This window comes from Achromobacter sp. NPDC058515, assembly GCF_042721735.1.
In the GTDB taxonomy this organism is placed as follows: Bacteria; Pseudomonadota; Gammaproteobacteria; order Burkholderiales; family Burkholderiaceae_B; genus Achromobacter.
This window is the reverse complement of the sequence record NZ_JBHXNI010000019.1, coordinates 34,766-57,283: the sequence shown is the minus strand read 5'-3', so window position 1 is coordinate 57,283 and position 22,518 is coordinate 34,766. Positions and strand designations below refer to the sequence as shown.

The window sequence follows — 22,518 nt, the reverse complement described above, 5'->3', positions numbered from 1 at the left end:
AGCCGGGTTCAGAAGCGGTAGGCGAGGTCGAACACGATGCGCAGTTCGCGCTCGCGTTCGCCGTCGTACGGGCGGCTGATGCCGGTGACCATGGCGCCCATGTCGAGGACGTCGTTGGCGCGATAGCGCTGGCCGTAGCCCAGCGCGATGACGCCGCCGGCGCCATAGCCTTGCTGGCTGTAGACGCCCGCGCCCAGCGTGCCGATCTGCTCCCATGCGGTTTCGTAGCGGCGGTGGAGCGTGTGCGTGACGCGCACGCCGGGCAGCGCCATGAGGTCCGCGCTGGGGTTGAAGTAGGGCGCGTCGTCGCGGGTATTGCGTTGCGAGGACAGGTCCAGCTCCAGGTCGGCCTTCAGGTGCGGCGCGGTGTAGACGCGTTCGCGGCCGTTGAGCCCCAGTTCCCAGCGGTTGTTGCCGTCGCTAAAGCGCGAGGGGGCCGCCGACAGCGTCCATTCGCGCCGTTCATCGGCGCGCCAGCGCACGAAGGCGGACAGCCGGTTGGACGAGATGTCATTGGTCAGCGCGCGCAGCGGCGTGTCGCGCGACATGATCTCCCCGGAGCCGCCGACCTGCCAGTGGTCGTCCAGGTCGTAGGCGGCCGACAGCCGCGCGCCCGGCTTCACGCCATGGCCGTAGTCGTGGGTGGACACCTCGCCTTCCACCGTCAGGTCGCGGCCGCGCCATTCGGCGCCGGTGCGCAGCCAGCGGTAGTTGCCCCGGCCTTCCTCGAAGTCGCCGGCGGCATAGCCGCCGCCGCCGAAGACGCGCCAGTTGTAGCCGATGGGCGGCGAATACAGCACGGCGTCGATGCCGAAGTCGCCATTGCCGCTGACCGGGCTGTCGTTGGCCAGGCCGCGGTAGCCGGCGATCCGCAGTTCGGCCTTTTGATGGACTTCCCATTCGCGGGCCAGGCGGCGGCTGGTCAGGTTCTCGGGGGAGCGGGCCAGCGTGTCCTGGGACAGCGCCTCGGCCTGCCGCCATTCCTGCAGGTCCAGCGCGGTGTAGCCCTGGCCGTTCTCCACGCCCAGGCTGCGGGGCGCCAGCGTTTCGGCCATCTTCAGTTCGATCTCGGAGGCGCGCGGCAGCGAGCGGGCGCGGTAGACAGTGGCCAGGTCGGTGCGCAGCCCGGAATTGTTCGGCGCCTTCGCGACCATCTCTTCCAGGCGCTGCCGGGCGGCGACGGTGTCGTCGGCCTGGAGGCGGGCGGCGGCCAGCGTCTGGCTGCTTTCCAGGTTCAGGTCGTTGGGCATGCGCGTGGCCTGGCCCTTGTAATAGAGCCAGGGCGCATAGCCCGACTGCACCGCGTCCGTGACGGCCTCCGTCTGGTCGTATTGCTCGCCTTCGGCCAGCGCGTAGTACAGGCCGGTTTCGGTCGCCAGGCGCTGCTCGGGATCGTCGCCCTGCAAGGCGTCGCCGGCGGCGACCTGGCGGTAGATGTCGCGGGCGCGCTCGGGCTGGCGCAGGTACAGATAGGCCGAGGCCACGTCGTTCAGCGCGTAGCGCGGCGCCTGGATGCCCTCGGCCAGCAGCGCCTCGTACTCCTCGGTCAGTTCCTTCATGCGCACCCGGGCGTGTAGGGCGTGCAGGCGATCGATGCGGGCGCGCAGCACGTCGCCGCGGGCCTCGTCGCCCAACTGGCGCCAGGCGGAGATCGCGGCGTCGTAGCCGGCCAGCGCCCGGTCGGCGATGGCGAACCGCTCCGCCTCGCCGCGCGCGGGCATGGCCGCCAGCCGCGCCTCCTGGGCCAGCGCGTCGGCTTGCAGGCCGCGCATCTGGCCGGCGTCGAAGAGATCGGCGTGGCGGCGCGCGAACTCCAGCGCCACGTCGGCCATGCGGGCGCCTTGCAGCGCAAGAACGTACTCGCGCAGCACGTAGGGCGAGCCGGGGGCGCAGGCCAGCGCCTGGTCGGCCTGGTGCAGCGCTTCGAACGGCTGGCCGCGCCGCGCGTTGACATAGCTGAGCGCCAGGCGCGCGTCGGCGTCGCACGGGCGGCGCCGGACCCATTTTTCTCCCGCTTCCATCGCGGGCGCGAACTGTCCGGCGTCGGCCAGGGTCATGATTTCCCCGGCGGGGAAGGCGGATTGGGCCGGGTAGCGGCGCGCGCCTGCCCGGTAGCCGGCCAGGGCTTCTGGCCAGCGCCGCGCGTCGCGGTAGGCGCGCGCCACGGCCAGCTGGACATCGGCGGGCAGGGCGGCGCCGGCGGGCAGGGCCTCGTAGGCGGCGATGGCTTCGGCAGGCCTGCCGGCCCAGCCGGCGATGATGATGCGGTCGTGGACGGCGCGGGCGCCGGCCTCCGGGCCTTGCTGGCGCAGCATGGCCAGGGCGGGCTCGTAGTCGCCGGCGCGGGCGCGGGCGACCAGGGCGTCGTAATCTTCGAGCGGCGCGGAAAGCGCCAGCGCGGGGGCCAGCACGGCGCTGGCCGCCATCAGGTTCAGTCTCGATCCGGCAACGCGAGGTTGCTTCGGTCCTTTGTTTGGCATCTGTTGTACTTCCGCAGTTGCGACTCGGGGCGTTCATGGCTCCGCCGCCCATGGGGGCGCGGTTTCCGGCAACGCCGGAAGCGGACGCGGGGGCGCAAAGGCGCCCGCGACACGGAAAGGAACGTTTGATTGGGACTGCGCGGCGCCCGCTACGGGGACCTTCGCACTCGCGCTAAAGGGAGTGCATGGCTAGTACGCGCCACGCCCGTGGGGCGTGATCGAGGCGCTCTGGCGGCGCCGTCGACAGGGTGGACTGTAGGGGTTTTTGGCGAAACCAACTGTCAATTAGTGCAAAGAGGGATCCCCTGGAACCGGGCTTGGCGTATTCTTCGTTACATACCGCGCAATCGTCTTGGCGCGGGTTAGAGGTTCAGGACGGACAGATATGCGGCGCCCCTGCCGGGCGTCATGCATGAGGGCGTTTTTTCGTCATTCTGGTAACAAAAAGCATCAAAAATGCTTGCGTGTAACGCGTCACCTAGTGCGAACCCAGTGCAACAGCAGTTCCAAGCGACGGCGAAGGCCCAGAAGGCGCGAGCCGGCAAAAACCATGACGACTTCCTTGTTTTTCCTGATGTGGGGTCTGGCCACGGCATTGGCATTGCCGTTGCTGCTGCCGTTCCATGCCCGCGGGGTGGAAGGCGTTCCGGCATTCACGGCGGCCAATGCCCTGGCCGTGCTGTCCATGCTGGCGTACGCCTCGGCGGCGATCGTGCCTCCCAGCGCGTACGTGATGGTGTCGAACACGGCGTGGGTCGGGTCGGTGGCCCTGGTCTATATCGGCGTGCGGCAATTCTTCGGGCTGCGTCCGCATGTGCTGCGCACGGTGGTCCTCAGCTCGCTTTGCACCTTCGCATTCGCGCTCCTGCTGTACCGCAACGACAACCTTGGCGGGCGGATGGTGCTGTTTTCCGCGTATACCTGTGTGCTGGTGTCGGCCACGGGGCGGGTGATCTTCCAGCAGCGCAAGCGGATCCATACTCCTGGCGTGGTGCTGTACATGATGCTGGCGGTCTTCGGGCTGGCGGCGCTGCACGCGCTGCGCATTTTCGTCTACGGCGCCGGGCTGGAAGCGCCCGTGTCCCTGCTGCAGCCGTCGGCGTGGGGGCTGTTCTTCATCGTTTGCGGGTCGGTGACGGTGCCGGGGCTGTTCCTCGCGCTGCTGCTCATGATCCAGACCAGCCAGTCCGAAAAAATGCAGGCCGCGCTGACGTTCGACAGCCTGACCCAGGCGTATTCGCGCCGCAGCATCCTGGATGAGCTGGAGCACGAGCTGCAGCGCTGTGAACGCGCCGGCGGCAAGCTGGCGGTGCTGGTGCTGGACATCGACCACTTCAAGTCCATCAACGACCGCTACGGCCACGCCGCGGGCGACACGGCGCTGCGCCACTACGCGCAGGTCGTGCAGAACGCGGTGCGCGCCAGCGACCGCTTCGGCCGGCTGGGCGGCGAGGAATTCGTGCTGCTGATGTATGACTGCGATCCGGCGCGCGCGCTGGTGCATGCTCAGCGCGTGTGCGACGCGCTGCGCGACACGCCGCTGTACCTGCAGGGGCTGGAAGTGCCGATGACCACCAGCGGCGGACTGGCGTCGTACCAGTCGGGCGACAGCGCCGACGGCATCCTGGCCCGCGCCGACGTGGCGCTCTACCAGGCCAAGGAGCAGGGCCGCGACCGCGTGGAGATGGCCTGGAGCGGACGCGGCGCCAGCCGCGCGGGCGGCGCCATGGCCTCCGGCGCGCCGATGCCCGCCCCGGAGGCGGCGGGCACTACGGCTTGAGGTGTTCCGTCAGGAACTTCTCCATGGCCTCGTAGAACTCGAACTTGTTCTCGTCGTTGTGAAAGCCATGGCCTTCGTTGTCCTTGACCATGTATTCCACGTCGATGCCGCGGGCCTTCAGCGCGGCGACCATCTGGTCGCTCTCGTCCTTGTTCACGCGCGGATCCTTGGCGCCTTGCGCCACGAACAGCGGCGTCCTGATCTTGTCCGCGTGCAGGGCGGGCGAGGTGGCGGCCAGGCGGTCGCGGTCGCGCTCGGGGTCGCCCACCATGTCCTGCATCTTGGCCAGCATCGGCTTCCAGTATGGCGGGATGGACTTCATGAACGTGAACAGGTTGGACACGCCCACGTAGTCGACCGCGGCGGCGTACAGATCCGGCGTGAACGCGACGCCCGCCAGCGTGGCATAGCCCCCGTAGCTGGCGCCGTAGATGCCGATGCGCTTGGGGTCGGCGATGCCCTGGCCCGCCAGCCATTGCACGCCATCCGTGATGTCGTCCTGCATCTTCAGGCCCCATTGCCCGAAGCCGGCTTCCCAGAAGTCGCGGCCGTAGCCGGTGGATCCGCGGAAGTTCACCTGCAGCACGCAAAAGCCGCGGTTGGCCAGGAACTGCACTTCGGGGTTGTAGCCCCAGCCGTCGCGCGCCCAGGGGCCGCCGTGCGGATTCACGATGCAGGCCAGGTTCTTCGGGTCCCGGCCGGCCGGCAGCGTCAGGTAGCCGTGGATGGTCCTGCCGTCGCGGCTTTGATAGCTGATGGGCCGCACCCGCGACATGTCGGCTTCGGGGATGGCCGGGTTGAGGTCGGCCAGCTTGGTCAGCGTGTCGGCGGCGGCGTCATAGATGTAGCGCGAACCCGGCGTGCGGTCGTTGTAGGCGGCGACGATGAATTTGTTTTCGTCGCGGTTGGCGTCCTGGATAACGAAGTCGTAGCCTGTCAGCCTGTCCGACAGGGTCTTGTTCAGGGCCTCGGTTTCGGCGTCGAAGAACTGGTACTGCGGCTTGTCGGTCTGGTAGGAGGCCACCGTCAGCACGCGGCGCTTGCGCGAGAATGCGGCGCCGTCCAGGTCCACGGTGTCGGGCGTGAAGATGACTTCTTCGTCGTCGGGGCGGGCCGGGTCGATGATCACCAGCGACAGCTTGTCGCGCCCGCGGTTGCTCAGGGCGTAGAACTTCCTGTCGTCGAAGGTGAAGAACGCGGGGCTGACGCTGGTGCGGTAATCGGTGGTGATCAGGGGCCGGAAATCGGAGGCTTCGTCGTCGCGGTAGAGCAGGGTGGTGTCCAGGCCGTCGCTGGCGACGGCGGCGCGCACCTTGCCCGCATGGTCCGTCTGCCAGCCGACGATGTTGCCGGGGTTCTGCGCCACCAGCACGGCCGCGCCGGTGTGGACGTTGACGCGGTAGACGTCGAAGACCTCGGGGTCGCGCTGGTTGTGGCTGATCAGGACGTGGTCGGGATCGTCTTCCAGGTCGTCCTCGATGCCGGCGCGCGCGCCCTCGTAGGGGGTCAGGTCGGTGATCTTGCCGGTCCTGGCGTTGACGGCCAGCACATGGAAGTTCTCATCGCCGCCGAAATCCTTCTGGTACAGCACCACGTCGCCGCCCTTCCAGAAATAGGCGCTGATGTCGCGCGCCGTTTCCCGGGTGAGCTGGCGGGGCTCGCCCACGAGCGTGCTGCCTTGCAGGGGCTGGACATAGATGTTCATGCGGGCCGGGTGGCCGTCCACGCTGGTGGGCTGCATGAAGGCCAGCGTCTGGCCGTCCTGGGCCAGGCGGAAAAAGCCGCGTTCCGGGTTGCGGAAGAAATCTTTCAGGGGATAGGCGGGAGGAGGCGGCTGCGTGGCGCTGGCGCCCGGGGCGGTGCCGACGATGCTGGCGGCCAGGACGGCGCGCGTCAGGAATGGGAACAAGGGAGTACCTCCGTGATGTCGATCCGCGTTGCGATGGGCAGCGCTCGGCTCGTCGATAATGCCATAGCCGCGCGGACGGTGTCGAACCTGCTCCCACTTATGCCCTGGGGCGGTTTGCGGGATAATCGCGGCAATTCATCTGGAGATTTACATGTACAGGAATCTGGTCGCGGCATCGGTGCTGGCCCTGGGCCTGGCGGGCTGCTCGCTGGGCATCTCGCAGGACAGTTCGTCGCCGCACAGCGAATTCAAGGCGCCGGTGGCCTTCAAGGACGCCTACGACACGGTGATCCGGCAGTCCAACGCCTGCCTGCGCAGCGCCGACAACGCCTACCGAGTGGTGGCCGATCTGAACGAAAGCGCGCAGTCCGGCGTGGTGCGGGTGCTGGCGCCGTATTCCGACAACGAGATGACGCGCGTCGACCTGAAGGCGGCCGGCGCCAAGACCACGGACGTCCGCATCGTGGTGTGGGGCAAGGGCACCTGGGACGCCGCCGCGATGCGCTCCATGCAGGACGCCATCTACTATGGACTGGTCTCGTGCAGCTCCTACATGCCGCTGGATCCGCGCCCCGAGGTCAGGCCGAAGCGCGACTTGCCCAACTAGGGCGCCAAGGATCAGTCGCCGCCCGGGCGGCGGCGGATGATCTTGAAGGTGGCGGTGGCGCGCGCCACCAGCTCGCCGTCGGCGCGCCGGATGTCGCCCTCGCAGAAGGCGATGGATGCGCCGCGGCGCAGGCAGCGCGCTTCGACGACGAGGTCGCCCGAACCGGGGGACAGGAACGTGGTGTTCATGTCGATGGTGGCCATGCCTTCGGAGGCATCCGCCGAACCGCGCGCCGCGGCGCTCAGCGTGAAGTCCAGTACGCTCATCAGCGTGCCGCCGTGCACGTCGCCGCGGCTGTTGGTCAGATCCTTGCGCCAGGGCAGCGTGGTGCGGGCATAGCCCGGCGCGATGCTCTCGGGCACCAGGCCGATGAAATGCATGAAGGGAATCGTCAGGCCGAAGTAGTCGGTTTGGGTGGAAGCGGGTGCAGTCATGGAACCGTTGTGGGCGGGAATGGGTAGCGGATTGTCGCCGGTCATAATATATGCTTTTGCCACGGGGTTGAGGCCATGACCGGGCAGGAGCCCTTGCGGTCCTTTCGCAAGATCGTGCATGTGGACATGGATGCGTTCTACGCGTCCGTGGAGCAGCGCGATAACCCGGAATTGCGCGGCAAGCCGGTGGTCGTGGCGTGGACCGGCGCGCGCTCGGTCGTCTGCGCGGCCTCGTACGAGGCGCGGCGCTTCGGCATCCATTCGGCGATGTCGGCCGTCAAGGCCGAGCGGCTTTGCCCGCACGCCATCTACGTGCCGCCCGACTTCAACCGCTATCGCGACGTGTCGCGCCAGGTCCGCCAGATATTCGCGCGCCACACCGACCTGATCGAGCCCCTGTCGCTGGACGAGGCCTACCTGGACGTCACGGTCAACAAGTACGGACTGCCGTCGGCCACCGAGGTGGCCCAGGTCATCCGGCAGCAGATCCGCGAGGAAACCGGCCTGACGGCCTCGGCCGGCGTGGCGCCCAACAAATTCCTGGCCAAGATCGCGTCCGACTGGAACAAGCCGGACGGACTGTTCGTGGTCCGCCCCGGCAAGGTGCTGGCCTTTCTGGAGCCCTTGCCCGTGCGCAAGGTGCCGGGCGTGGGCAAGGTGACGCAAACCCGCCTGGAGCAGCTGGGCATCCATACGGTGGGCGACCTGGCGACGCACAGCGCCCAGGAACTGGAACACTATTTCGGGCGCTACGGCAGGCGCCTGTATGAACTGGCGCGCGGCATCGACGAGCGCGAGGTGCAGACGGACCAGCCCTTGCAGCAGGTGTCGGCGGAAACCACGTTCTCGCAAGACATCCGGCTGGACGCGCTGGGCGAGGCGATCGACCGCATGGCGGAAAAGGTATGGGACCAGGCGCTGAAGAAGGGCGCGCTGGGGCGCACGGTGGTGCTCAAGCTGAAGACCGACCGCTTCCGCATCCTGACGCGCAGCCAGACCAGCGCGAATCCGCCCGTTTCCGCGGCGGAACTGGCGGCGCTGGCCAGGCTGCTGTGCGAGCGCGTGGAACTGCCGCCGGAGACGCTGTACCGGCTGGCCGGCGTGGGGATGAGCAACTTCGCCGACCCCGAAGAGCAATCGCGCCAGCCGGACCTGTTTGGCGGCGCGTTCTGACTGTTGACGGACAGCGGCTGGACGCCCCGGGGTGGGTGTCTGACACCGCCGCGGGCGGGTGTCAGACACCTGTGGAGCTGCGAGAGCCGCGGGCTATTTGCGCCCTCAGGCCAGGCGGGCCTTCACTTGCTGCGACAGCGCCGTCATGTCGGCGCGGCCGGCCAGGGCTTGCTTGAGGAGCGCCATGACCTTGCCCATGGCGGGCGCGCCGGTCACGCCTTGCGCGGCCACTTCGGCCAGGGCGGCGTCGATGGCGGCGGACACTTCCTCGGGCGTGGCGGCCTGCGGCAGGAATTCCTGCAGCACCACCAGTTCGGCCTTTTCCTGCTCGGCCGTTTCCGTGCGGCCGGCCTGTTCGAACGCGGCGATCGATTCGCGGCGCTGCTTGACCTGCTTTTCGATGATGGCGGTGATTTCGGCGTCGGACAGCTCGCGGCGTTCGTCCACTTCCTTCTGCTTGACGGCGGCCAGCAGGAAGCGCAGCGTGGTCAGGCGGGCGGCGGCCTTGGCGCGCATCGCGTCCTTGACGGAGTCGGACAGGCGGGTCTTGAGCGTAGCAGTGCTCATGGGTGAACCTTTGTGGTGTTGCGGTAAACAGGAAGTGTAAACCGCCCGGCGGCGGGCCGGGCTGGCGGGCGTGCGCGGCTTACTTCACCGTGGCCAGGTCGCCGCGCAGGGCGACGCCGGCCACCACCGCGCCGGCATGGCATTCGTAGTCGGTGGCGCTGCGGTACTCGTTTTTGCGGTAGTAGCTGACGATATTGGTGACGGCATTGGCGCCGGCCTTCTTGGCGGCTTCGTGCAAGGCGATCACGGCGGACTGCGCCACCCATTCGCAGGCTTCCTCGTCCTTCTTGGCAAAAGCGTTGGTCTTGCGGTTGGTGACGACGCCGGCCTCCAGCACCTTGCCCTTGGGGCCCGTGCCGGCCAGGTAGAACTTGACGCTGCCGTCGATCTTGCCGGCCGCCTGGGCGGCCGCGATCGCGGGCTGAATCGGAAGATGCACGGTGCGGTCGGCGGCCAGGGCAGGCGCGGCGCCTGCGAGGGACAGGACCAGCGTTCCAAACAGCTTGCAAGAGGCGTTCATGACATGCGTTCCAGAGTGAGGGGTGGGAAAGCGGCCAGCCTGGCCGGCATCAGGGCCAGCGCCGGAAGACCAGCGAGGTGTTGATGCCGCCGAAGGCGAAGTTGTTGTTCATCACGTATTCATTGCTCATGCGCCTGCCGTCGCCGGTCAGGTAGTCGAGGTCGCCGCACAGCGGGTCGACGTTGCGCAGGTTAAGCGTGGGGGCGTACCAGTCGCGGTTGAGCATTTCGATGCTGAACCAGGATTCCAGCGCGCCGCAGGCGCCCAGCGTGTGGCCCAGATAGCTTTTCTGGGAACTGATGGGCATGCGGCTGCCGAACAGGCTGGAGGTGGCCTGGGTTTCCGCCACGTCGCCCTGTTCGGTCGCGGTGCCGTGGCCGTTCACGTAGCCGATGGCTTCAGGCGCCAGCTGGGCGTCGGCCAGCGCCATTTCCATGGCGATGCGCATCGTGCTCGCTTCCGGCCGGGTGATGTGGGTGCCGTCCGAATTGCTGCCGAAGCCGACGATTTCGGCGTGGATGCGCGCGCCGCGCGCCTGCGCATGCTCCAGCGATTCCAGCACCAGCATGCCGCCGCCTTCGCCGATGACCAGTCCGTCCCGGTCGCGGTCGTAGGGGCGGGGGGTGAGTTCCGGCGTGTCGTTCTTCTGGCTGGTCGCGTACAGCGCGTCGAACACCAGGGCCTCGCTCGGGCAGAGCTCTTCCGCGCCGCCGGCCAGCATCAGGTCCTGGCGGCCGTAGCGGATCGCTTCATAGGCGTAGCCGATGCCCTGGCTGCCCGACGTGCAGGCGCTGGAGGTCGGGATGATGCGGCCCTTCAGTTCAAAGAAGATGCCGATGTTGGCCGCGGTGGTGTGCGGCATCATGCGCACGTAGGAATTGGCGTTCAGGTCGTCGGTGACGCCGTTCTGCAGCATGTTGCCGAACGCCCGGATTTCGGCCGTGCTGCCCACCGACGATCCGCAGGCCACGCCCATGCGGCCGTCGGTGATGGCGGGATCGCCCAGCAGTCCGGCGTCGGACAGCGCCAGTTCGGCCGCGCGCACCGCCAATTGCGACACGCGCCCCATGCTGCGCAGTTGCTTGCGGGTCCAGTGCGAGGGCGCATGAAAGCCCTCGATGGGCCCCGCCAGGCGGGTGTTCAGCTCCGCGTAGCGCGCCCAGTCGGGCATGGCGCGGATGGCGCTGCAGCCCGCTTGAAATGCCTGCTGGATGGCGGTCCATTCGGACCCCAGCGCACTGATGCCGGCCATGCCGGTAATGACGACGCGTTTCATCAGCAGAGTCCTCCGTTCACAGCGATCACCTGGCGCGTGATGTAGGCGGCGCCCGGCGACATCAGGAATGCCACCGTGGCGGCCACCTCCTCGGGGCGGCCCATGCGCTGCGCCGGCACGGCCTTGAGGATTTCTTCCACGGGCACGTGCTCGTCGATCATGTCGGTATCGATCAGCCCCGGCGCCACGCAGTTCACGGTGATCTGGCGCTTGGCCAGCTCGACCGCCAGCGCCTTGGCGGCGCCGATGAGGCCCGCCTTGGAGGCGCTGTAGTTCACCTGCCCGCGGTTGCCGATCAGCCCGGAAACCGACGCCATGCAGACCACGCGGCCCGCGGCGCGGCGCCGGATCATGGGCATGGCCAGCGGGCTGAGCACGTTGTAGAAGCCGTCCAAATTGGTGCGCAGCACCTGGTCCCAGTCGTCGCCGGTCAGCGCGGGAAAGGCGCCGTCGCGGGTCAGGCCGGCATTGAGGACGACGCCGTAGTAGGCGCCGTGGGCGTCGATGTCGGCCTGCAGGACGGCGGCGCATTGGGCGCGGTCGGCCACGTCGAACTGCAGGACGCGCGCCTGGCGGCCGCGGGCCTGCGCTTCGGCCTGCACGGCCTCGGCCTGCCCGCGCTGCTGGCGGCAGTGCAGCACCAGATCATGGCCGGCGTCGGCCAGCGCCAGCGCGATCGCGCGGCCTATGCCGCGGCTCGAACCGGTCACGAGGATGGGGGCAGCGCTCATACGGGGGATTCTTCCTGGATAAAAGCTTGTGGGTCCCTGGGCTGATAGACATTGAGCCTGGCATGGGCCAGGAGGCGGGTCTCGTCGCGCAGTTCGCATTCGAAGACGCTCATGCCGCTGGCGTCGATCAGGCCGCGCTGGACATGGACGGTGACGGCGGCGCCCGCGGGCAGCGCGCCGGTGTGGCATTCATAGCGCCGCGTGCCGAGCAGAAAGCCCAGCTTGACGTCTTCCCCGGCCTGCCGCGCCTGGCAGCCGGCCCAGGCGCCCACGGCCTGCGCCATGAGCTCCATCCCCAGCCAGGGAGGCAGCGACCCGTCGGGCAGCGAGTAGGGGCCGGGCCGGATGACGGCGCGCGCGGTGAGGCTGTCGGCGTCGTAGCCGCGAACCTCGTCGATCAGGATCATATTGCCTGCGTGCGGCAGCAGGCTGGCGATGGGCCACGGCGTCATGGCTGCCCTCCGAAAATCAGGCTGGCGTTGTTGCCGCCGAAGGCGAACGAGTTGCTCATCGCCAGCCGCGGCCGGCCTTGCGCGTAGCGGTGCGCGGGCGTGCTCAATTCCAGCGCGGGCAGCGCCGGGTCCGGTTGGCCGTCCCAGATGTGGGGCAGCAGCCGCCCGCCGGCATTCGCCGCGGACAGCGTGATCCACGTCAGGGCGGCTTCCAGCGCGCCCGCCGCGCCCAGGGCGTGGCCGGTGAGCGGCTTGGTCGAGGCGCAGGGCACGCCTTGCGGGAACACGGCATGCGTGGCGTGGCTTTCCATGGCGTCGTTGTGCGGCGTGCCGGTGCCGTGCAGGTTGAGCCAGCCGATGCCGGCGGCGTCGACGTCCGCCGATTGCAGGGCGGCCAGCATGGCCTGGCGCGCGCCGGCGCCGGTGGGGTCCGGCGCGGACATGTGCCAGGCGTCGGAACTGGCGCCGCCGCCCAGCAGCGCGACGGCGTTCGCGTCGGCCGGCGAGCGCTCCATCAGGAACAGCACGCCGGCTTCGCCGATATTGATGCCGCGGCGGTTGGCCGAGAACGGCACGCACAGGGCCTCGTCCACCGCTTCCAGGGTGGCGAAGCCGTTGATCGTCAGCCGGCACAATGTGTCCGCGCCGCCGCAGACCACGGCGTCGCACAGGCCGAGCTTTAACAGCCGATGGGCGGAGAGCAGGGCGCGCGCGCTGGAGGTGCAGGCGGTGGACAGCGTATAGGCCGGCCCGGTCGCGCCGAGCCAGTCCGCGAAGCAGGACGCGGGCGACGACAGCGCCTGGCGCCGGTAGTCGTAAGTGTCGGGCCAGGCGCCTTGCGCGCGCAGGTGGCGAAACGCGGGGGCGTTGTCGTTCACGCCCGAGGTGCTGGTGCCCAGCACCACGGCGACGCGGTCCGCGCCGTAGCGGGCGACCGCCCGGCGCAGATGGGTTTCGATCTGCGTGGCGGCGGCCAGCAGCAATTGGTTGTTGCGGCTGTGGTGATGCAGGGGCAGGCCGGCGGGCAGCGGCGGCAGCGCGCCGGCGCAGGCGCCCAGGGTGAGGGCGCGGCCCTCGACCCAGCCGGTCTGGGCGCGCATGCCGGCGGTGTCGCCGGCGAAGGCGGCCCGCGCCACGGCATCGACGCCGGAGCCCAGCGCGCATACGATGCCGGGCGTGCCTAGCCAGGCGGTCATGGCTGCTCCTTCAAGGGGGTGATCCGCCAAGTGACGCCGTCGGCGGTCAGAATGGAAAAGACGTCGGCCTGCGAGGCCCGGGGCCAGCGCACGGTCCAGCGCGCGCGGCCGTCCCTTCGCAGCTCGCGCTGCGCCGCGCCGTCGGCCGCGGGGCCGGCGCGCCAGGAGCCGGCGCCATAGGCGGCGTCGAGTTCCGCCTCCGGCGTCCAGGCGAACATCAGCGCGGCGAACAGGTCGCGCGCCTGCGCGTTGGGCCGCAGAAAGCCGTCGGTGCGCCATTGTCCGTGTTCCAGCATCTGCCGCGCCTGCGGCACGCCCATGGGGTCGAACAGCGACCAGCGCAGCGCCGCGCCTTCGCGCTGGACCACCAGCAGCGTGTCCAGGGACGGCTGGCCCGCGGCCGTCTGGACGACATGCAACTGGCGCGGCAGCGTAAAGCCGGCGTCGCGCGCGGGCACGGGCGGCGCGCCCGCGCAGCCAGCCAGCAGGGCGAACGCCAGCGCCATGGCCAGGGCGCGGCAGGCGGACAGGAAGGGGAGGCGGACGGCGGTCATGGCAGGCGTCAGGCGGGCTGGGCCAGCTTGTCGCCGGCGCGGCACAGCTCGCTCAGCATGCGCAAGCGGCGCTGCGGATTGGCGACAAAGGGATTGGCGGCGTCCCAGGCGTAGCCGGCCAGGATGGAGCTGATCATGCGGCGGATCTCCGGCTGCGCGTTCTGGTAGAACACCACATCCTGGAATTCGCCGCTATACCAGCCCTGGACGTAAGCGCGGAAGGTCTCCACGCCCACCATCAGCGGGTCGGCGAACTCGGCCTGCCAGTCCACCGGGGCGCCGCTCAGCTGGCGGTGCAGCGCGTCGGCGGCCAGCTTGGACGAGCGCAGCGCAATGGTGACGCCCGAAGAGAACACCGGGTCCAGGAATTCCGCGGCGTTGCCGAGCAGGGCGTAGCCCGGGCCGTGCAGCCGGGTCACGCTGGCGGAGTAGCCGCCGATGGTGTTGGCCGGCGTGTCCCAGACGGCGTTCTTCAAGACGCGCTTCAGATTGGGCGCTTCGTCCGCCATGGCGCGCAGGGTGGTCATCAGGTCCTGCGCGGGCCCGCCGAACAGGTCTTCGCCGCCCACCACGCCGAAAGAACAGCGTCCATCGGAGAACGGGATCAGCCAGTACCAGATGCCGCGCTGTTCGGGGTGCACGCTGATCAGGATCTTCTCGCGGTCGAAGCCGGGGTCGTCGATGCGGTCTTCGATATGGGTGAAGATGGCCTTGCGGGGCGGCATCGAGGACGGGCGCTCCAGGTCCAGCAGGCGCGCCAGCACGCGGCCGTAGCCGCTGGCGTCCAGCACGAAACGGCTCTTGACCTGGTAGGCGGAGCCGTCCGCGCGGCGCACGTCCAGGAGGGGGCCGGCATCGCCGAAGTCGGCGGCGGTCACTTCCTGCTGGTAGCGCACCTCGACGCCCTGGCGGGCGGCGTCGTCGGCCAGCACCTTGTCGAAGCGCGCGCGCTGCACCTGGAAGGTGGTGCCGGGGCCGGCCGTGAACTTGTCGCGGAAATCGAAATAGGCGTAGGCGTCGCCGCAGGCGAAGGCGGCGCCGTTCTTGACCTGGAAGCCGGCAGCCTCGACGGCGGGCATCATGCCGGCCTCTTCCACGAATTCCAGGCAGTGCGCCAGCAGGCTTTCGCCAATGGAGAAGCGCGGGAACTGCTGGCGCTCCAGCATCAGGACATCATGTCCTTGCCGCTTGAGCAGGGCCGCGGCGACCGCGCCGGCGGGGCCCGCCCCGATGACCACGACTTCACGATGTTCCATGCCGGATGTTTCCATGTTGCGTTGATGAAAGAGGGTTGCGCGTCAGGCCCGCCGAGGCGGCCGGATCCAGGGCGCCCACAGCAGCGAGAACGCCACGCCGAGCGCCACCGCCAGCCCGAAATTGGCGATGGCCGGCGTGTGGCTGACGGCGAGCAGGCCGAACGACAGCAGGGTGGTGAGCGCGCCCAGCAGGATGCCGACGAGGCTGGCCGCGGCGCCCGCGACCCGCTCATACATGAAGATGGCGTAGTCCACGCCGATGGCCGACACCAGCAGCAGGCCGAACAAGCTGAAGAGCGTCAGCGGCTGGCCCAGGTAGCCCAGCGCGGCCAGGCTGCACGCGGTGGCCGCGAGCGGCACGGCGAGGACGCGCCAGGCTGCCGCGCGGCCCAGGGTCAGCAGCAGCAGCGCGGCGGCCGCCACATACGACAGCAGCTTGAGTTCCGCGGCTTCGATCCGCGTGGCCGCGAACATGCGGTTCAGCTCGCCGCTGCGGTCCACCAGGATGACGCCCGGCACGGACTGGGCAATCGCCTCCAGCGGCGCGGCGTCGCGCAGGCCCAGCAGCGTGACCATGCCCGCGGCTTCGCCGTTGCGCTCGCCGAGCCACAGCGTGCGCCAGCGTTCCGCCTGCGGACCTTGCAGCGCGCCTTCGATGGTGACCACGGGCAGCGCAGCCATCGATTGCAGTTCCTGCCGCAGGGCGGCTTGGGGGATGCCGAGTCCGGTGATGGGTTTCCAGACCTCGGGCTGCACGGCCAGCGCGGCCAGGCGCTGGCCAAGCGCCTGCTGGTCGGGGGCGGGCGACACGAGCTGGCTCAGCGAGTTGTAGGCGGCCAGTCCGCCGCGCTGGACCAGCGCGTCGAGCTGCCGCGATACCAGGGCCTGGCGCCGCAGCAATTCGTCGGCGTCGGGCGCGCGCACCAGGAAGAACTGGCTGGTCGGCATGAAGCCGGTGATTTCGCCGATCTGCCTTGCCTGCTGCATCAGCGGGGCGGGCAGGCTGAGCCATTGCCGCAGGTCGTCCTGGATGCCCAGGCGGGCGATGCCGCCCGCGGCGGCCGCCGTCAGGATGAGCGCGCCGGCCCACAGCACGGCGCGGCGGCCCGCAAGCCGCTCGCGCGCCCGCAGCGCGGCCTCGGCAAAGCGCAGCAGGGGTTGCCAGGGGCGGGGGCGCCAGCCGTTCATCCAGGCCGGAAGCTGGCACACGGTGCAGGCGTAGGCGCCCAGCAGGCCGGCGGCCGAGAACACGGCGGTCTGGGTCAGGGCGGGAAACGGCGTGAACGCCAGCGCGACATAGCCCACCAGGCTGGCGGCCAGGCTGATGGTCAGGCCGGGCAGGACGCGGCGCAGGGCCGGCCACGCCTGCCAGTCGGGCATGCCGTAGCTCTTGCCCAGCCAGTGCATGGGGAAATCCACCGCCACGCCGATCAGGCTGGCGCCGATGACCAGGGTGAGCACGTGGATGGAGCCGAACACGGCCACGCACGCGACCGCGCCGGTCAACAGGCCCACGGCCACCGGCGCGAAGGCAAGCAGCGCGCGCCAGCGCCGCAGCGCCAGCAGCAGGACGAGCACGATGCCGATCGTGGCGATCGATCCGATCCAGCCGCCTTCGGCCACGGCCTGCGCCTTGCCCGCGGCGGCGTACAAGGGGCCGCCCGCCACCAGCAGGTCGGCGCCGTCCCCGGCCAGGGCCAGGCGGTCCTGGGCGAGCTGCGCCGCGATGCGTTGCGGCGCGGCGGCATCGAAGGCGTCGCCGCGGGTCTCGGCGCGCACCAGCACCCAGCGCCGCCCGGCCTGTTCGGCCTGCAGGGTGCCCGAGCCCATGTCGTACTGCACGGCGCCGCCCGGACGCAGGGCCTGCTCGGCGCGGCGCGTCAGCCCCAGCCAATCCTGATCCACGGGCACCAGGCCCGACGACGAGAAGGGGTCGGACAATTCACGGGCGCGGCGTTGGGCGTAGGCGGCGGGGTCCGTCGCCAGCTGCTGGCGGTCGGCCATCGGCAACATGGCCAGGCGCCCGGCCAGCAACTGCGCGCGCAGCGCGGCCAGGTCCACGTTCAATTCCACTTGCACCACGGAGAACAGGCCGCTGTCCGTCCAGCGCTGGGCCAGTTGCCGCGCCGGCAACGCCGGGTCCGCGCCGGGGCGGGCGGCGACCAGCGCCACCAGCTGGCGCGACAGCGGCTCCTGGATGCGGGCTTCGGCCAGCTGGCGCGTGGAATCGGCGGCAGCCTGCGGCACCAGTTCCATCAGGTTGGCCGACACCGGCCAGCCATTGCGGCATTGCCAGGCGCCGGCGCACAGCACCAGCGCCAGCCCCAGCTTGAACAGGCGGGGCAGCCAGCGCTCAATCGGCAAACGCACGTTGCTCCTCGGGCGTCAGGGCGTCGGCGGCGGCCGCGCCGGTCATCTGCAGCACGCTGCGGTCGCCCTGGGTTTCGCGCAGCTCGATGCGGTCCACCAGCTTGCCGCCGTTGATCTGGATGTTGTCGAAGATCTGGCGCAGCAGCGCCGAGCGCGGCGTCAGCACCAGTTGCCAGCCGTCCGCCTCGCCTGTCAGCGCCAGGTCGAAGTTCTCTTGCAGGCCGCGGGTGTCGCCGGCCAGCACCGACAGGAACAGCCGGTTCTCGCGGCCCGCGCCGGTGTGCTGCGGCAGCGCCTGCCACTTGCCGGATTCGTCGCGGCGCGAGATGCCGTCGGCGTTGATGCGCAGATCTTGCGCGATAGGGGTGCGCAGCAGCCACAGCAGGCCGCGGCCGGCGGCCAGCGTGAAATCGCCGCGGCTGGTCAGCGGCTGGGGCAGCGAGCGCAGGAACTTCTGCTGCACGAACTGGCCCCGCACGATGGGCGTGGCGCGCAACTGCGCCTCCAGGGCGTTCAAGTCAAAGGCGCGCGCGCCCAGGGGCAGCAAGGCCAGCGCCAGCAGCCAGGCCAGGCGGTTGACGAACGGATGGGCATTGAACAGCCGCTTCATGAGGAGGCCTCCAGGGATTGCAGCTTGCGCTGGACCGCGGCGACGAAAGCGGGCGGCGACGCCAGCTGCATTTCACGGCTTGCCAGGCAGACGGCGACCTGTTCGGACGTGGCGCGCGTCAGCCGCTGGCCGCTGTCGGCGTCCAGGATCAGGTAGTTGATCTTCAGGCGGTGTTCCCATTCCACCAGCTCGGCGCGCACCACCAGGCGCTGGCCGAACTGCGCGGGCTGGGCATAGCGCAAATGCAGGTCGATCACCGGCCAGACGTAGCCGCTGGCGCGCATGGCGTCGTAGTTGTGGCCAAGCTGGTCGAGCAGTTCGCAGCGGGCCTGCTCCAGGTATTTCACGTAGTGGCCATGCCAGACGACGTTGATCGAATCGACGTCGAAGAAAGGCACCCGGATTTCGACTTCAGCGCCGATGGCGCCACGTTTACGCATCGTCTTTCCAGAAAGGGTAGAAGTTGAACCATTGCAGCGGCGCCTGGCGGCAGTGCGCGGCCAGGCGGTCGGCATAGCGCTGCGCCCAGCCGGCGATGTGCGCCTGGCGGGTGGCGCGCGTCCATTCGATGCCGTCGGACAGGCGCTCCATCGACACGCGGTAGCGCGTGCCGTGGCGCGTGCAGAACAGCAGGTTGACCGGACAGCGCAGCAGGCCCGCCAGCAGCCAGGGGCCTTGCGGCAGCAGCGCGGCCGCGCCCAGGAAATCCACCGGAATCGTGCGGTCGCCTTGCAGCGGCACGCGGTCGCCGGCGATGGCCAGCCATTCGCCGCGCTCCAGGCGCTGCGCCAGGTCCAGCATGACGGGCGCGTCCAGTTCGCTGACCTGGATCATGCGCAGCCCGCCGCCCGCTTCATTGAGCAGGCGGCCGAAGTGGACGGCGTGCTTGCTGTGGACCAGTACATTCAACCGCAGCGCGCCCGACTGCTCGGCCAGCGCGCGGCAGATTTCGATATTGCCCAGGTGCGAGCCCACCAGGATCTGGCCCCGGCCGCGTCCCATCTGCGCGTGCAGGCCGTCCGGGTCTTCCATGTCCAGCCTGGCCATGGTGATCTTGCCCTGCCAGACGTCCAGCTTGTCCAGCATGGCGCCGGCGAACGCGAGGTACTGGCGGTACACGGGAAAGGCGCGCGGCAGCGGCGCGGCGAGTTCGCCGGAGCGCGCCAGCCGTCGCTGGTACTGGGCGATGGCGCGGCGGGCGCGGGCCCCGAAGGCGTAGAAATACAGCACCACCAGCCAGACCACGGGCGCGACCGCGCGCCGGCCGAGCGTGCGCGCGGCCCAGGCCGTCAGGCGCATCAGCGCGGGGCTGCCGCGTTCGGCCTGTCCGGCCCAGTGTCCGTCCGCGGCGCTCATGGGCGATTGCCCCGCGCCAGCCGGCGCCACAAGAGCGCGGGCGAGCGGGCCAGCATGCCGAAGAACAGCCGCGCGTGCATGCGGCTGATGAGCACGTTGTCGCGCAGGCCCTTGAAGTGCGAGATGCCGCCCTCCGGGTAGGCCACGCGCGTGGGCAGCCAGGCCATGGCGACGCCGCGCCAATGCAGGCGCACCAGGATGGCAATGTCGAAATCCATGCGGCGGCCGACATGGGCGCGGTCGATCAGCGGCAGCGCCTGGGCCAGCGGATACACGCGAAAGCCGCACATGGCGTCGGGGATGTCGAGCGACAGCGTGTTGATCCAGACCCAGACGCGGGTCAGCCAGCGGCCGTAGAGGCGGCTGCGCGGCACATCGTCGCCATAGACGGGCGCGCCGCAGATCACGGCTAGCGGCCGGGCCCGCGACGCGTCGGCGAAGGCGGCGGCATCCGGCAGCGCATGCTGGCCGTCGGCATCCACCTGCAAGGCGTGCGTATAGCCCAGCGCGGCGGCCGCGCGCAGGCCGTCCTGCACCGCGGCCCCCTTGCCGCCGTTGGCCGCGCGGCGCACCAGATGCGTGTCCGGCAGCGCCGCCAGCGCGTCCAGCGCCGCGGCGCAATCCGGCGCGGAGCCGTCGTCCACCAGGACGCAGGGCAGGCCTTGCGCCGCCAGCTGCGCGTGCACGGCGGCGACCGTGCCGCCGTGGTTGTAGACGGGGATGACGGCGCAGAGCTTATGCAAGGCCATGGCCGTCCGCCTGGAGAATGCGGCCCGACGAGCAGGGGGCGCCGTCCACCGTGAAGGTGAAATACAGCTTTTGCCTGGCCGCTTCCCATTTCAGCGTCAGGGCCGCGATGTCGCCCGGACGCAGGAGCCGCTGGAACTTCAGCGCCTCCATGCCCGCAAAGCGCAGCCCGGGATGGAGGTCGCGTTGCGCCAGCGACATGGCCCAGCTGATCTGCGCCACGCCCGGCACGACGGGCGCCGCCGGGAAATGGCCGGTGAAGTACGCCAGGTCATAAGGGATGTCGACGGTGTAGCGGCGTTCGTTGTCGGGCTGCCCGGGAGTGTCCGCCGCCACCGCGACCGGCTCCAGCGGCCGCGCGCCCGCCGCCGCTTCGAATTCGGATTGCGGCAGCTTGCCCTGCGCGTTGCCGGGCAGGTGCCGGAACAAGCGCCAGGTGCGCGGGACCGCCAGCGATTCAAAGCCCGCGCCCAGGTGCGCGCGCAGGGCGTCCACCAGAGCCCGGCGCCCCTCGTTGCGCAGCGCGTGCAGGCCGCGCGCCGACAGCGCGACCAGCGCCGCCAGGCGCGCCGCGTCCGCGGCCTTGCCCAGGCGCGCTTCCGCCACATAGGGATGCTGCGCCAGCGCCTGCTCCAGCATGGGCAGCGAGATGCGCTTTTCCTCTATCTTCACGATGCGGTCCAGCCTGCCCAACAGCCGGAAGCCGCCGGCGGCGATCTCGGCGCCGTCCGCGGTCTGCTGCTCGGCGGCGCTCACCCATGGCGACTGCACGCGCAAGGCGCCGTCGCCGTTCAGGCTCACGGCGACGCCGGGCAAGGGCTGCCAGTCCCCGGCGCCGCTGCGCCAGGCAACCGCGCCGGTTTCGGAACTGCCGTAGATCTCGGTGGGACGCAGGCCCAGCGATCTCTCGATATCGTCGGACACCTCGGGCGGCAACGCGCCGCCTGAAGAATGGATGCTGGTCAGCCTGCCGCGCAGTTGCGCCCAGTCGAGCCGCTGTCCCAGGCGCCGCAGCAGGGCCGGGCTGGCGATCCAGGCGAAGGAGGCATGGCGCAGGCTGGCCTGCTGCAGGTCTTCGGGATAGAGGCGCTGGCGCCGGTCGATCTGCCGGCCCGCGCACAGCGGCCACAGCACGCGGAAGGGCAGGCCGTACATGTGCTGGGCCGAGACGCTGCCCAGCACGGGCGCGCGCGCATCGGGCCATTGCGCTTGCAGGGCGTGCACCTCTTCAGCCAGCTGGCGCCAGTGCTTGACGATGTGCTTGGGCGTTCCGCTGGAGCCCGAGGTGCACAGCACCAGGGTCAGCGCCGGGTCCAGTTCGGCCGGCGCCAGCGCGGGGGCGTCTTGCAGGTCGGCCAGCCGCCACTGCCGCTGCGCGGGCACGGGCAGGCCGGCGTCGGTCAGCCACGCGTCGACCGTGGCGTCCAGGCCGGCGCAGGTGTGCGCCTGGCAGTCGCCCGGCAGGACGGCCACCACTTCCGCGCGCCAGCAGGCGAACAGCGCGCAGGCCAGGGCGGCGGCGTCTTCGAACCAGAGCGCCACGCGCGACGCGGAGCGTGCGCGCAGCGCGCCCGCGATCCGCAGGCTGGACTGCGCAAAGTCGTTGCGCGTCATCAGCGGTTCGTCGGCGACCGGGGTATCCGCGGCCGCGGGCAGCAGCAGGCGGGTCAGGGGCGTCCAGGCCATGGCTCAAGCGGCCCTTGCGGCGGCGGGGCGCAGCAGCCATTCGCCGCCGATCAGCAGCCCCATCAGCACATAGCTGGCGCAGCCGTTGTAGGCCAGCCACCAGCTCCAGGGAGCCCAGGCCGCCAACGCGGCGGCGGCCGCGCCGTTCAGCGCGAAGAACACGCACCACGCCCGCGTCACGTTGCGGGTGTAGCGCACGCCTTCGGGCGGCAGGTCGGGATGGCGCAGGCGCGCCAGGCGCTCGACAACCGGGCGGCCTGCCCGCAGGCTCATGCCGAAGACGGCCAGCATCATGCCGTTGACCAGCACCGGATACCAGCGCAGCCAGCCTTCCGAATTGGAGATCGCCAGGATCAGGCAGAAGACGAGCGCCGCGACCGGCAGCAGCCGGTCGCCGGGCTGCGCGGCGCGCGCGGTCAGGCCGCGCGCCAGCCACAGCAGGGCCAGCGGCAAGGCCAGCCAGGCGGCGCTCACGCGCTCCAGCGTCGCATAGGCGATGAAGGGGTAGGCCACGCCGGCGGCGGCCAGGGCGGCCCCGACGCCACGCCTCATGCGGCGGGGTCCTGCTTTTGCCACATGGCCTGCACCACGTCCTCGACGGTGCGCACCGTGCGGAAGTCGTTGGCGTCGAGCTTGCGGCCGGTCTGGCGGCGGACGTGGTCGATCAGGTCGATCGCGTCGATGCTGTCGATTTCCAGATCGGTGTACAAGTGTGCGTCGGGCGTGATCCGGTCCGGTTCGATTTCGAACAGTTCGACCAGCGCGCCGCGCAGCGTATTGAAGATTTCCTCGCGGGTATGCATCGTGGCTCCGT

The 22,518-nt window shown here is 70.1% G+C and carries 22 protein-coding genes; 3 read left to right on the top strand and 19 right to left on the bottom strand.

Going from position 1 to position 22,518, the window contains the following annotated elements:
• Positions 1-8: 8 nt before the first annotated feature.
• Positions 9-2,480, bottom strand: a complete 2,472-nt coding sequence (gene pgaA, locus ACFWP0_RS26210) for a poly-beta-1,6 N-acetyl-D-glucosamine export porin PgaA (protein WP_377847175.1) — start codon at positions 2,478-2,480, stop codon at positions 9-11.
• Positions 2,481-3,030: 550 nt separating this feature from the next.
• On the opposite strand from pgaA, the gene ACFWP0_RS26205 reads away from it, so the two are divergent.
• Entirely contained in the window at positions 3,031-4,260 is a 1,230-nt protein-coding gene (locus tag ACFWP0_RS26205) for a GGDEF domain-containing protein (RefSeq protein WP_377847173.1), read from the top strand.
• Here ACFWP0_RS26205 and ACFWP0_RS26200 read toward each other — a convergent pair.
• Positions 4,250-6,169 (bottom strand): prolyl oligopeptidase family serine peptidase, encoded by a 1,920-nt coding sequence (locus ACFWP0_RS26200; protein WP_377847172.1) that lies wholly within the window; start codon positions 6,167-6,169, stop codon positions 4,250-4,252. The genes ACFWP0_RS26205 and ACFWP0_RS26200 overlap by 11 nt on opposite strands.
• Positions 6,170-6,320: 151 nt before the next feature.
• On the opposite strand from ACFWP0_RS26200, the gene ACFWP0_RS26195 reads away from it, so the two are divergent.
• Positions 6,321-6,776, top strand: coding sequence for a BPTD_2524 family lipoprotein (locus ACFWP0_RS26195; RefSeq protein WP_377847170.1), 456 nt, complete (start codon positions 6,321-6,323; stop codon positions 6,774-6,776).
• An 11-nt stretch (positions 6,777-6,787) separates the two neighbouring features.
• Here the strand turns inward: ACFWP0_RS26195 and ACFWP0_RS26190 are convergent, their stop codons facing one another.
• Positions 6,788-7,210: a PaaI family thioesterase gene (locus tag ACFWP0_RS26190; protein ID WP_377847168.1), complete on the bottom strand. Its 423-nt coding sequence runs from the start codon at positions 7,208-7,210 to the stop codon at positions 6,788-6,790.
• A gap of 75 nt (positions 7,211-7,285) precedes the next feature.
• Between ACFWP0_RS26190 and dinB the strand changes: the two genes are divergently transcribed.
• Positions 7,286-8,383, top strand: coding sequence for a DNA polymerase IV (dinB, locus tag ACFWP0_RS26185; RefSeq protein ID WP_377847166.1), 1,098 nt, complete (start codon positions 7,286-7,288; stop codon positions 8,381-8,383).
• A 105-nt stretch (positions 8,384-8,488) separates the two neighbouring features.
• Here the strand turns inward: dinB and ACFWP0_RS26180 are convergent, their stop codons facing one another.
• From ACFWP0_RS26180 to ACFWP0_RS26105, 16 genes are all read right to left on the bottom strand, one after another.
• Positions 8,489-8,950, bottom strand: a complete 462-nt coding sequence (locus tag ACFWP0_RS26180; RefSeq protein WP_377847165.1) for a GatB/YqeY domain-containing protein — start codon at positions 8,948-8,950, stop codon at positions 8,489-8,491.
• A 79-nt stretch (positions 8,951-9,029) separates the two neighbouring features.
• Positions 9,030-9,470, bottom strand: coding sequence for an excinuclease (locus ACFWP0_RS26175; protein WP_377847163.1), 441 nt, complete (start codon positions 9,468-9,470; stop codon positions 9,030-9,032).
• 49 nt (positions 9,471-9,519) lie between these two features.
• Positions 9,520-10,746: a beta-ketoacyl-ACP synthase gene (locus ACFWP0_RS26170; protein WP_377847161.1), complete on the bottom strand. Its 1,227-nt coding sequence runs from the start codon at positions 10,744-10,746 to the stop codon at positions 9,520-9,522.
• Entirely contained in the window at positions 10,746-11,477 is a 732-nt protein-coding gene (fabG, locus tag ACFWP0_RS26165) for a 3-oxoacyl-ACP reductase FabG (protein ID WP_377847159.1), read from the bottom strand. The genes ACFWP0_RS26170 and fabG overlap by 1 nt, the downstream gene beginning before the upstream one ends.
• Positions 11,474-11,929: a 3-hydroxylacyl-ACP dehydratase gene (locus ACFWP0_RS26160; protein WP_377847157.1), complete on the bottom strand. Its 456-nt coding sequence runs from the start codon at positions 11,927-11,929 to the stop codon at positions 11,474-11,476. Before ACFWP0_RS26160 ends, fabG begins: the two co-directional genes overlap by 4 nt.
• On the bottom strand, positions 11,926-13,125 hold the full coding sequence (locus ACFWP0_RS26155) for a beta-ketoacyl-ACP synthase (protein WP_377847155.1): 1,200 nt from the start codon (positions 13,123-13,125) through the stop codon (positions 11,926-11,928). Before ACFWP0_RS26155 ends, ACFWP0_RS26160 begins: the two co-directional genes overlap by 4 nt.
• Positions 13,122-13,679, bottom strand: coding sequence for a DUF3261 domain-containing protein (locus ACFWP0_RS26150; protein WP_377847153.1), 558 nt, complete (start codon positions 13,677-13,679; stop codon positions 13,122-13,124). Before ACFWP0_RS26150 ends, ACFWP0_RS26155 begins: the two co-directional genes overlap by 4 nt.
• Positions 13,680-13,687: 8 nt before the next feature.
• Positions 13,688-14,935 (bottom strand): NAD(P)/FAD-dependent oxidoreductase, encoded by a 1,248-nt coding sequence (locus tag ACFWP0_RS26145; protein ID WP_377847151.1) that lies wholly within the window; start codon positions 14,933-14,935, stop codon positions 13,688-13,690.
• Positions 14,936-14,977: 42 nt separating this feature from the next.
• On the bottom strand, positions 14,978-17,305 hold the full coding sequence (locus ACFWP0_RS26140) for an MMPL family transporter (RefSeq protein WP_377847150.1): 2,328 nt from the start codon (positions 17,303-17,305) through the stop codon (positions 14,978-14,980).
• Positions 17,289-17,915: an outer membrane lipoprotein carrier protein LolA gene (locus tag ACFWP0_RS26135; protein ID WP_377847149.1), complete on the bottom strand. Its 627-nt coding sequence runs from the start codon at positions 17,913-17,915 to the stop codon at positions 17,289-17,291. The genes ACFWP0_RS26140 and ACFWP0_RS26135 overlap by 17 nt, the downstream gene beginning before the upstream one ends.
• A complete protein-coding gene (locus ACFWP0_RS26130) occupies positions 17,912-18,355 on the bottom strand; it encodes an acyl-CoA thioesterase (RefSeq protein WP_377847147.1) in 444 nt (147 codons plus the stop codon). The genes ACFWP0_RS26135 and ACFWP0_RS26130 overlap by 4 nt, the downstream gene beginning before the upstream one ends.
• Positions 18,348-19,271: a glycosyl transferase gene (locus ACFWP0_RS26125; protein ID WP_377847145.1), complete on the bottom strand. Its 924-nt coding sequence runs from the start codon at positions 19,269-19,271 to the stop codon at positions 18,348-18,350. Before ACFWP0_RS26125 ends, ACFWP0_RS26130 begins: the two co-directional genes overlap by 8 nt.
• Entirely contained in the window at positions 19,268-20,020 is a 753-nt protein-coding gene (locus ACFWP0_RS26120; protein WP_377847144.1) for a glycosyltransferase family 2 protein, read from the bottom strand. Before ACFWP0_RS26120 ends, ACFWP0_RS26125 begins: the two co-directional genes overlap by 4 nt.
• Positions 20,007-21,704, bottom strand: a complete 1,698-nt coding sequence (locus ACFWP0_RS26115; RefSeq protein WP_377847142.1) for an AMP-binding protein — start codon at positions 21,702-21,704, stop codon at positions 20,007-20,009. The genes ACFWP0_RS26120 and ACFWP0_RS26115 overlap by 14 nt, the downstream gene beginning before the upstream one ends.
• A gap of 3 nt (positions 21,705-21,707) precedes the next feature.
• A complete protein-coding gene (locus ACFWP0_RS26110; protein WP_377847140.1) occupies positions 21,708-22,256 on the bottom strand; it encodes a hypothetical protein in 549 nt (182 codons plus the stop codon).
• On the bottom strand, positions 22,253-22,507 hold the full coding sequence (locus ACFWP0_RS26105) for an acyl carrier protein (RefSeq protein ID WP_377847138.1): 255 nt from the start codon (positions 22,505-22,507) through the stop codon (positions 22,253-22,255). The genes ACFWP0_RS26110 and ACFWP0_RS26105 overlap by 4 nt, the downstream gene beginning before the upstream one ends.
• Between the last annotated feature and the right edge of the window lie 11 nt (positions 22,508-22,518).

Coding starts and splice junctions, on each gene's coding strand:
- pgaA (WP_377847175.1), bottom strand. CDS start 2,480: ATGCCAAACAAAGGACCGAAGCAACCTCGCGTTGCCGGATCGAGACTG.
- ACFWP0_RS26205 (WP_377847173.1), top strand. CDS start 3,031: ATGACGACTTCCTTGTTTTTCCTGATGTGGGGTCTGGCCACGGCATTG.
- ACFWP0_RS26195 (WP_377847170.1), top strand. CDS start 6,321: ATGTACAGGAATCTGGTCGCGGCATCGGTGCTGGCCCTGGGCCTGGCG.
- ACFWP0_RS26190 (WP_377847168.1), bottom strand. CDS start 7,210: ATGACTGCACCCGCTTCCACCCAAACCGACTACTTCGGCCTGACGATT.
- dinB (WP_377847166.1), top strand. CDS start 7,286: ATGACCGGGCAGGAGCCCTTGCGGTCCTTTCGCAAGATCGTGCATGTG.
- ACFWP0_RS26180 (WP_377847165.1), bottom strand. CDS start 8,950: ATGAGCACTGCTACGCTCAAGACCCGCCTGTCCGACTCCGTCAAGGAC.
- ACFWP0_RS26175 (WP_377847163.1), bottom strand. CDS start 9,470: ATGAACGCCTCTTGCAAGCTGTTTGGAACGCTGGTCCTGTCCCTCGCA.
- ACFWP0_RS26170 (WP_377847161.1), bottom strand. CDS start 10,746: ATGAAACGCGTCGTCATTACCGGCATGGCCGGCATCAGTGCGCTGGGG.
- fabG (WP_377847159.1), bottom strand. CDS start 11,477: ATGAGCGCTGCCCCCATCCTCGTGACCGGTTCGAGCCGCGGCATAGGC.
- ACFWP0_RS26160 (WP_377847157.1), bottom strand. CDS start 11,929: ATGACGCCGTGGCCCATCGCCAGCCTGCTGCCGCACGCAGGCAATATG.
- ACFWP0_RS26155 (WP_377847155.1), bottom strand. CDS start 13,125: ATGACCGCCTGGCTAGGCACGCCCGGCATCGTATGCGCGCTGGGCTCC.
- ACFWP0_RS26150 (WP_377847153.1), bottom strand. CDS start 13,679: ATGACCGCCGTCCGCCTCCCCTTCCTGTCCGCCTGCCGCGCCCTGGCC.
- ACFWP0_RS26145 (WP_377847151.1), bottom strand. CDS start 14,935: ATGGAACATCGTGAAGTCGTGGTCATCGGGGCGGGCCCCGCCGGCGCG.
- ACFWP0_RS26135 (WP_377847149.1), bottom strand. CDS start 17,915: ATGAAGCGGCTGTTCAATGCCCATCCGTTCGTCAACCGCCTGGCCTGG.
- ACFWP0_RS26130 (WP_377847147.1), bottom strand. CDS start 18,355: ATGCGTAAACGTGGCGCCATCGGCGCTGAAGTCGAAATCCGGGTGCCT.
- ACFWP0_RS26125 (WP_377847145.1), bottom strand. CDS start 19,271: ATGAGCGCCGCGGACGGACACTGGGCCGGACAGGCCGAACGCGGCAGC.
- ACFWP0_RS26120 (WP_377847144.1), bottom strand. CDS start 20,020: ATGGCCTTGCATAAGCTCTGCGCCGTCATCCCCGTCTACAACCACGGC.
- ACFWP0_RS26115 (WP_377847142.1), bottom strand. CDS start 21,704: ATGGCCTGGACGCCCCTGACCCGCCTGCTGCTGCCCGCGGCCGCGGAT.
- ACFWP0_RS26110 (WP_377847140.1), bottom strand. CDS start 22,256: ATGAGGCGTGGCGTCGGGGCCGCCCTGGCCGCCGCCGGCGTGGCCTAC.
- ACFWP0_RS26105 (WP_377847138.1), bottom strand. CDS start 22,507: ATGCATACCCGCGAGGAAATCTTCAATACGCTGCGCGGCGCGCTGGTC.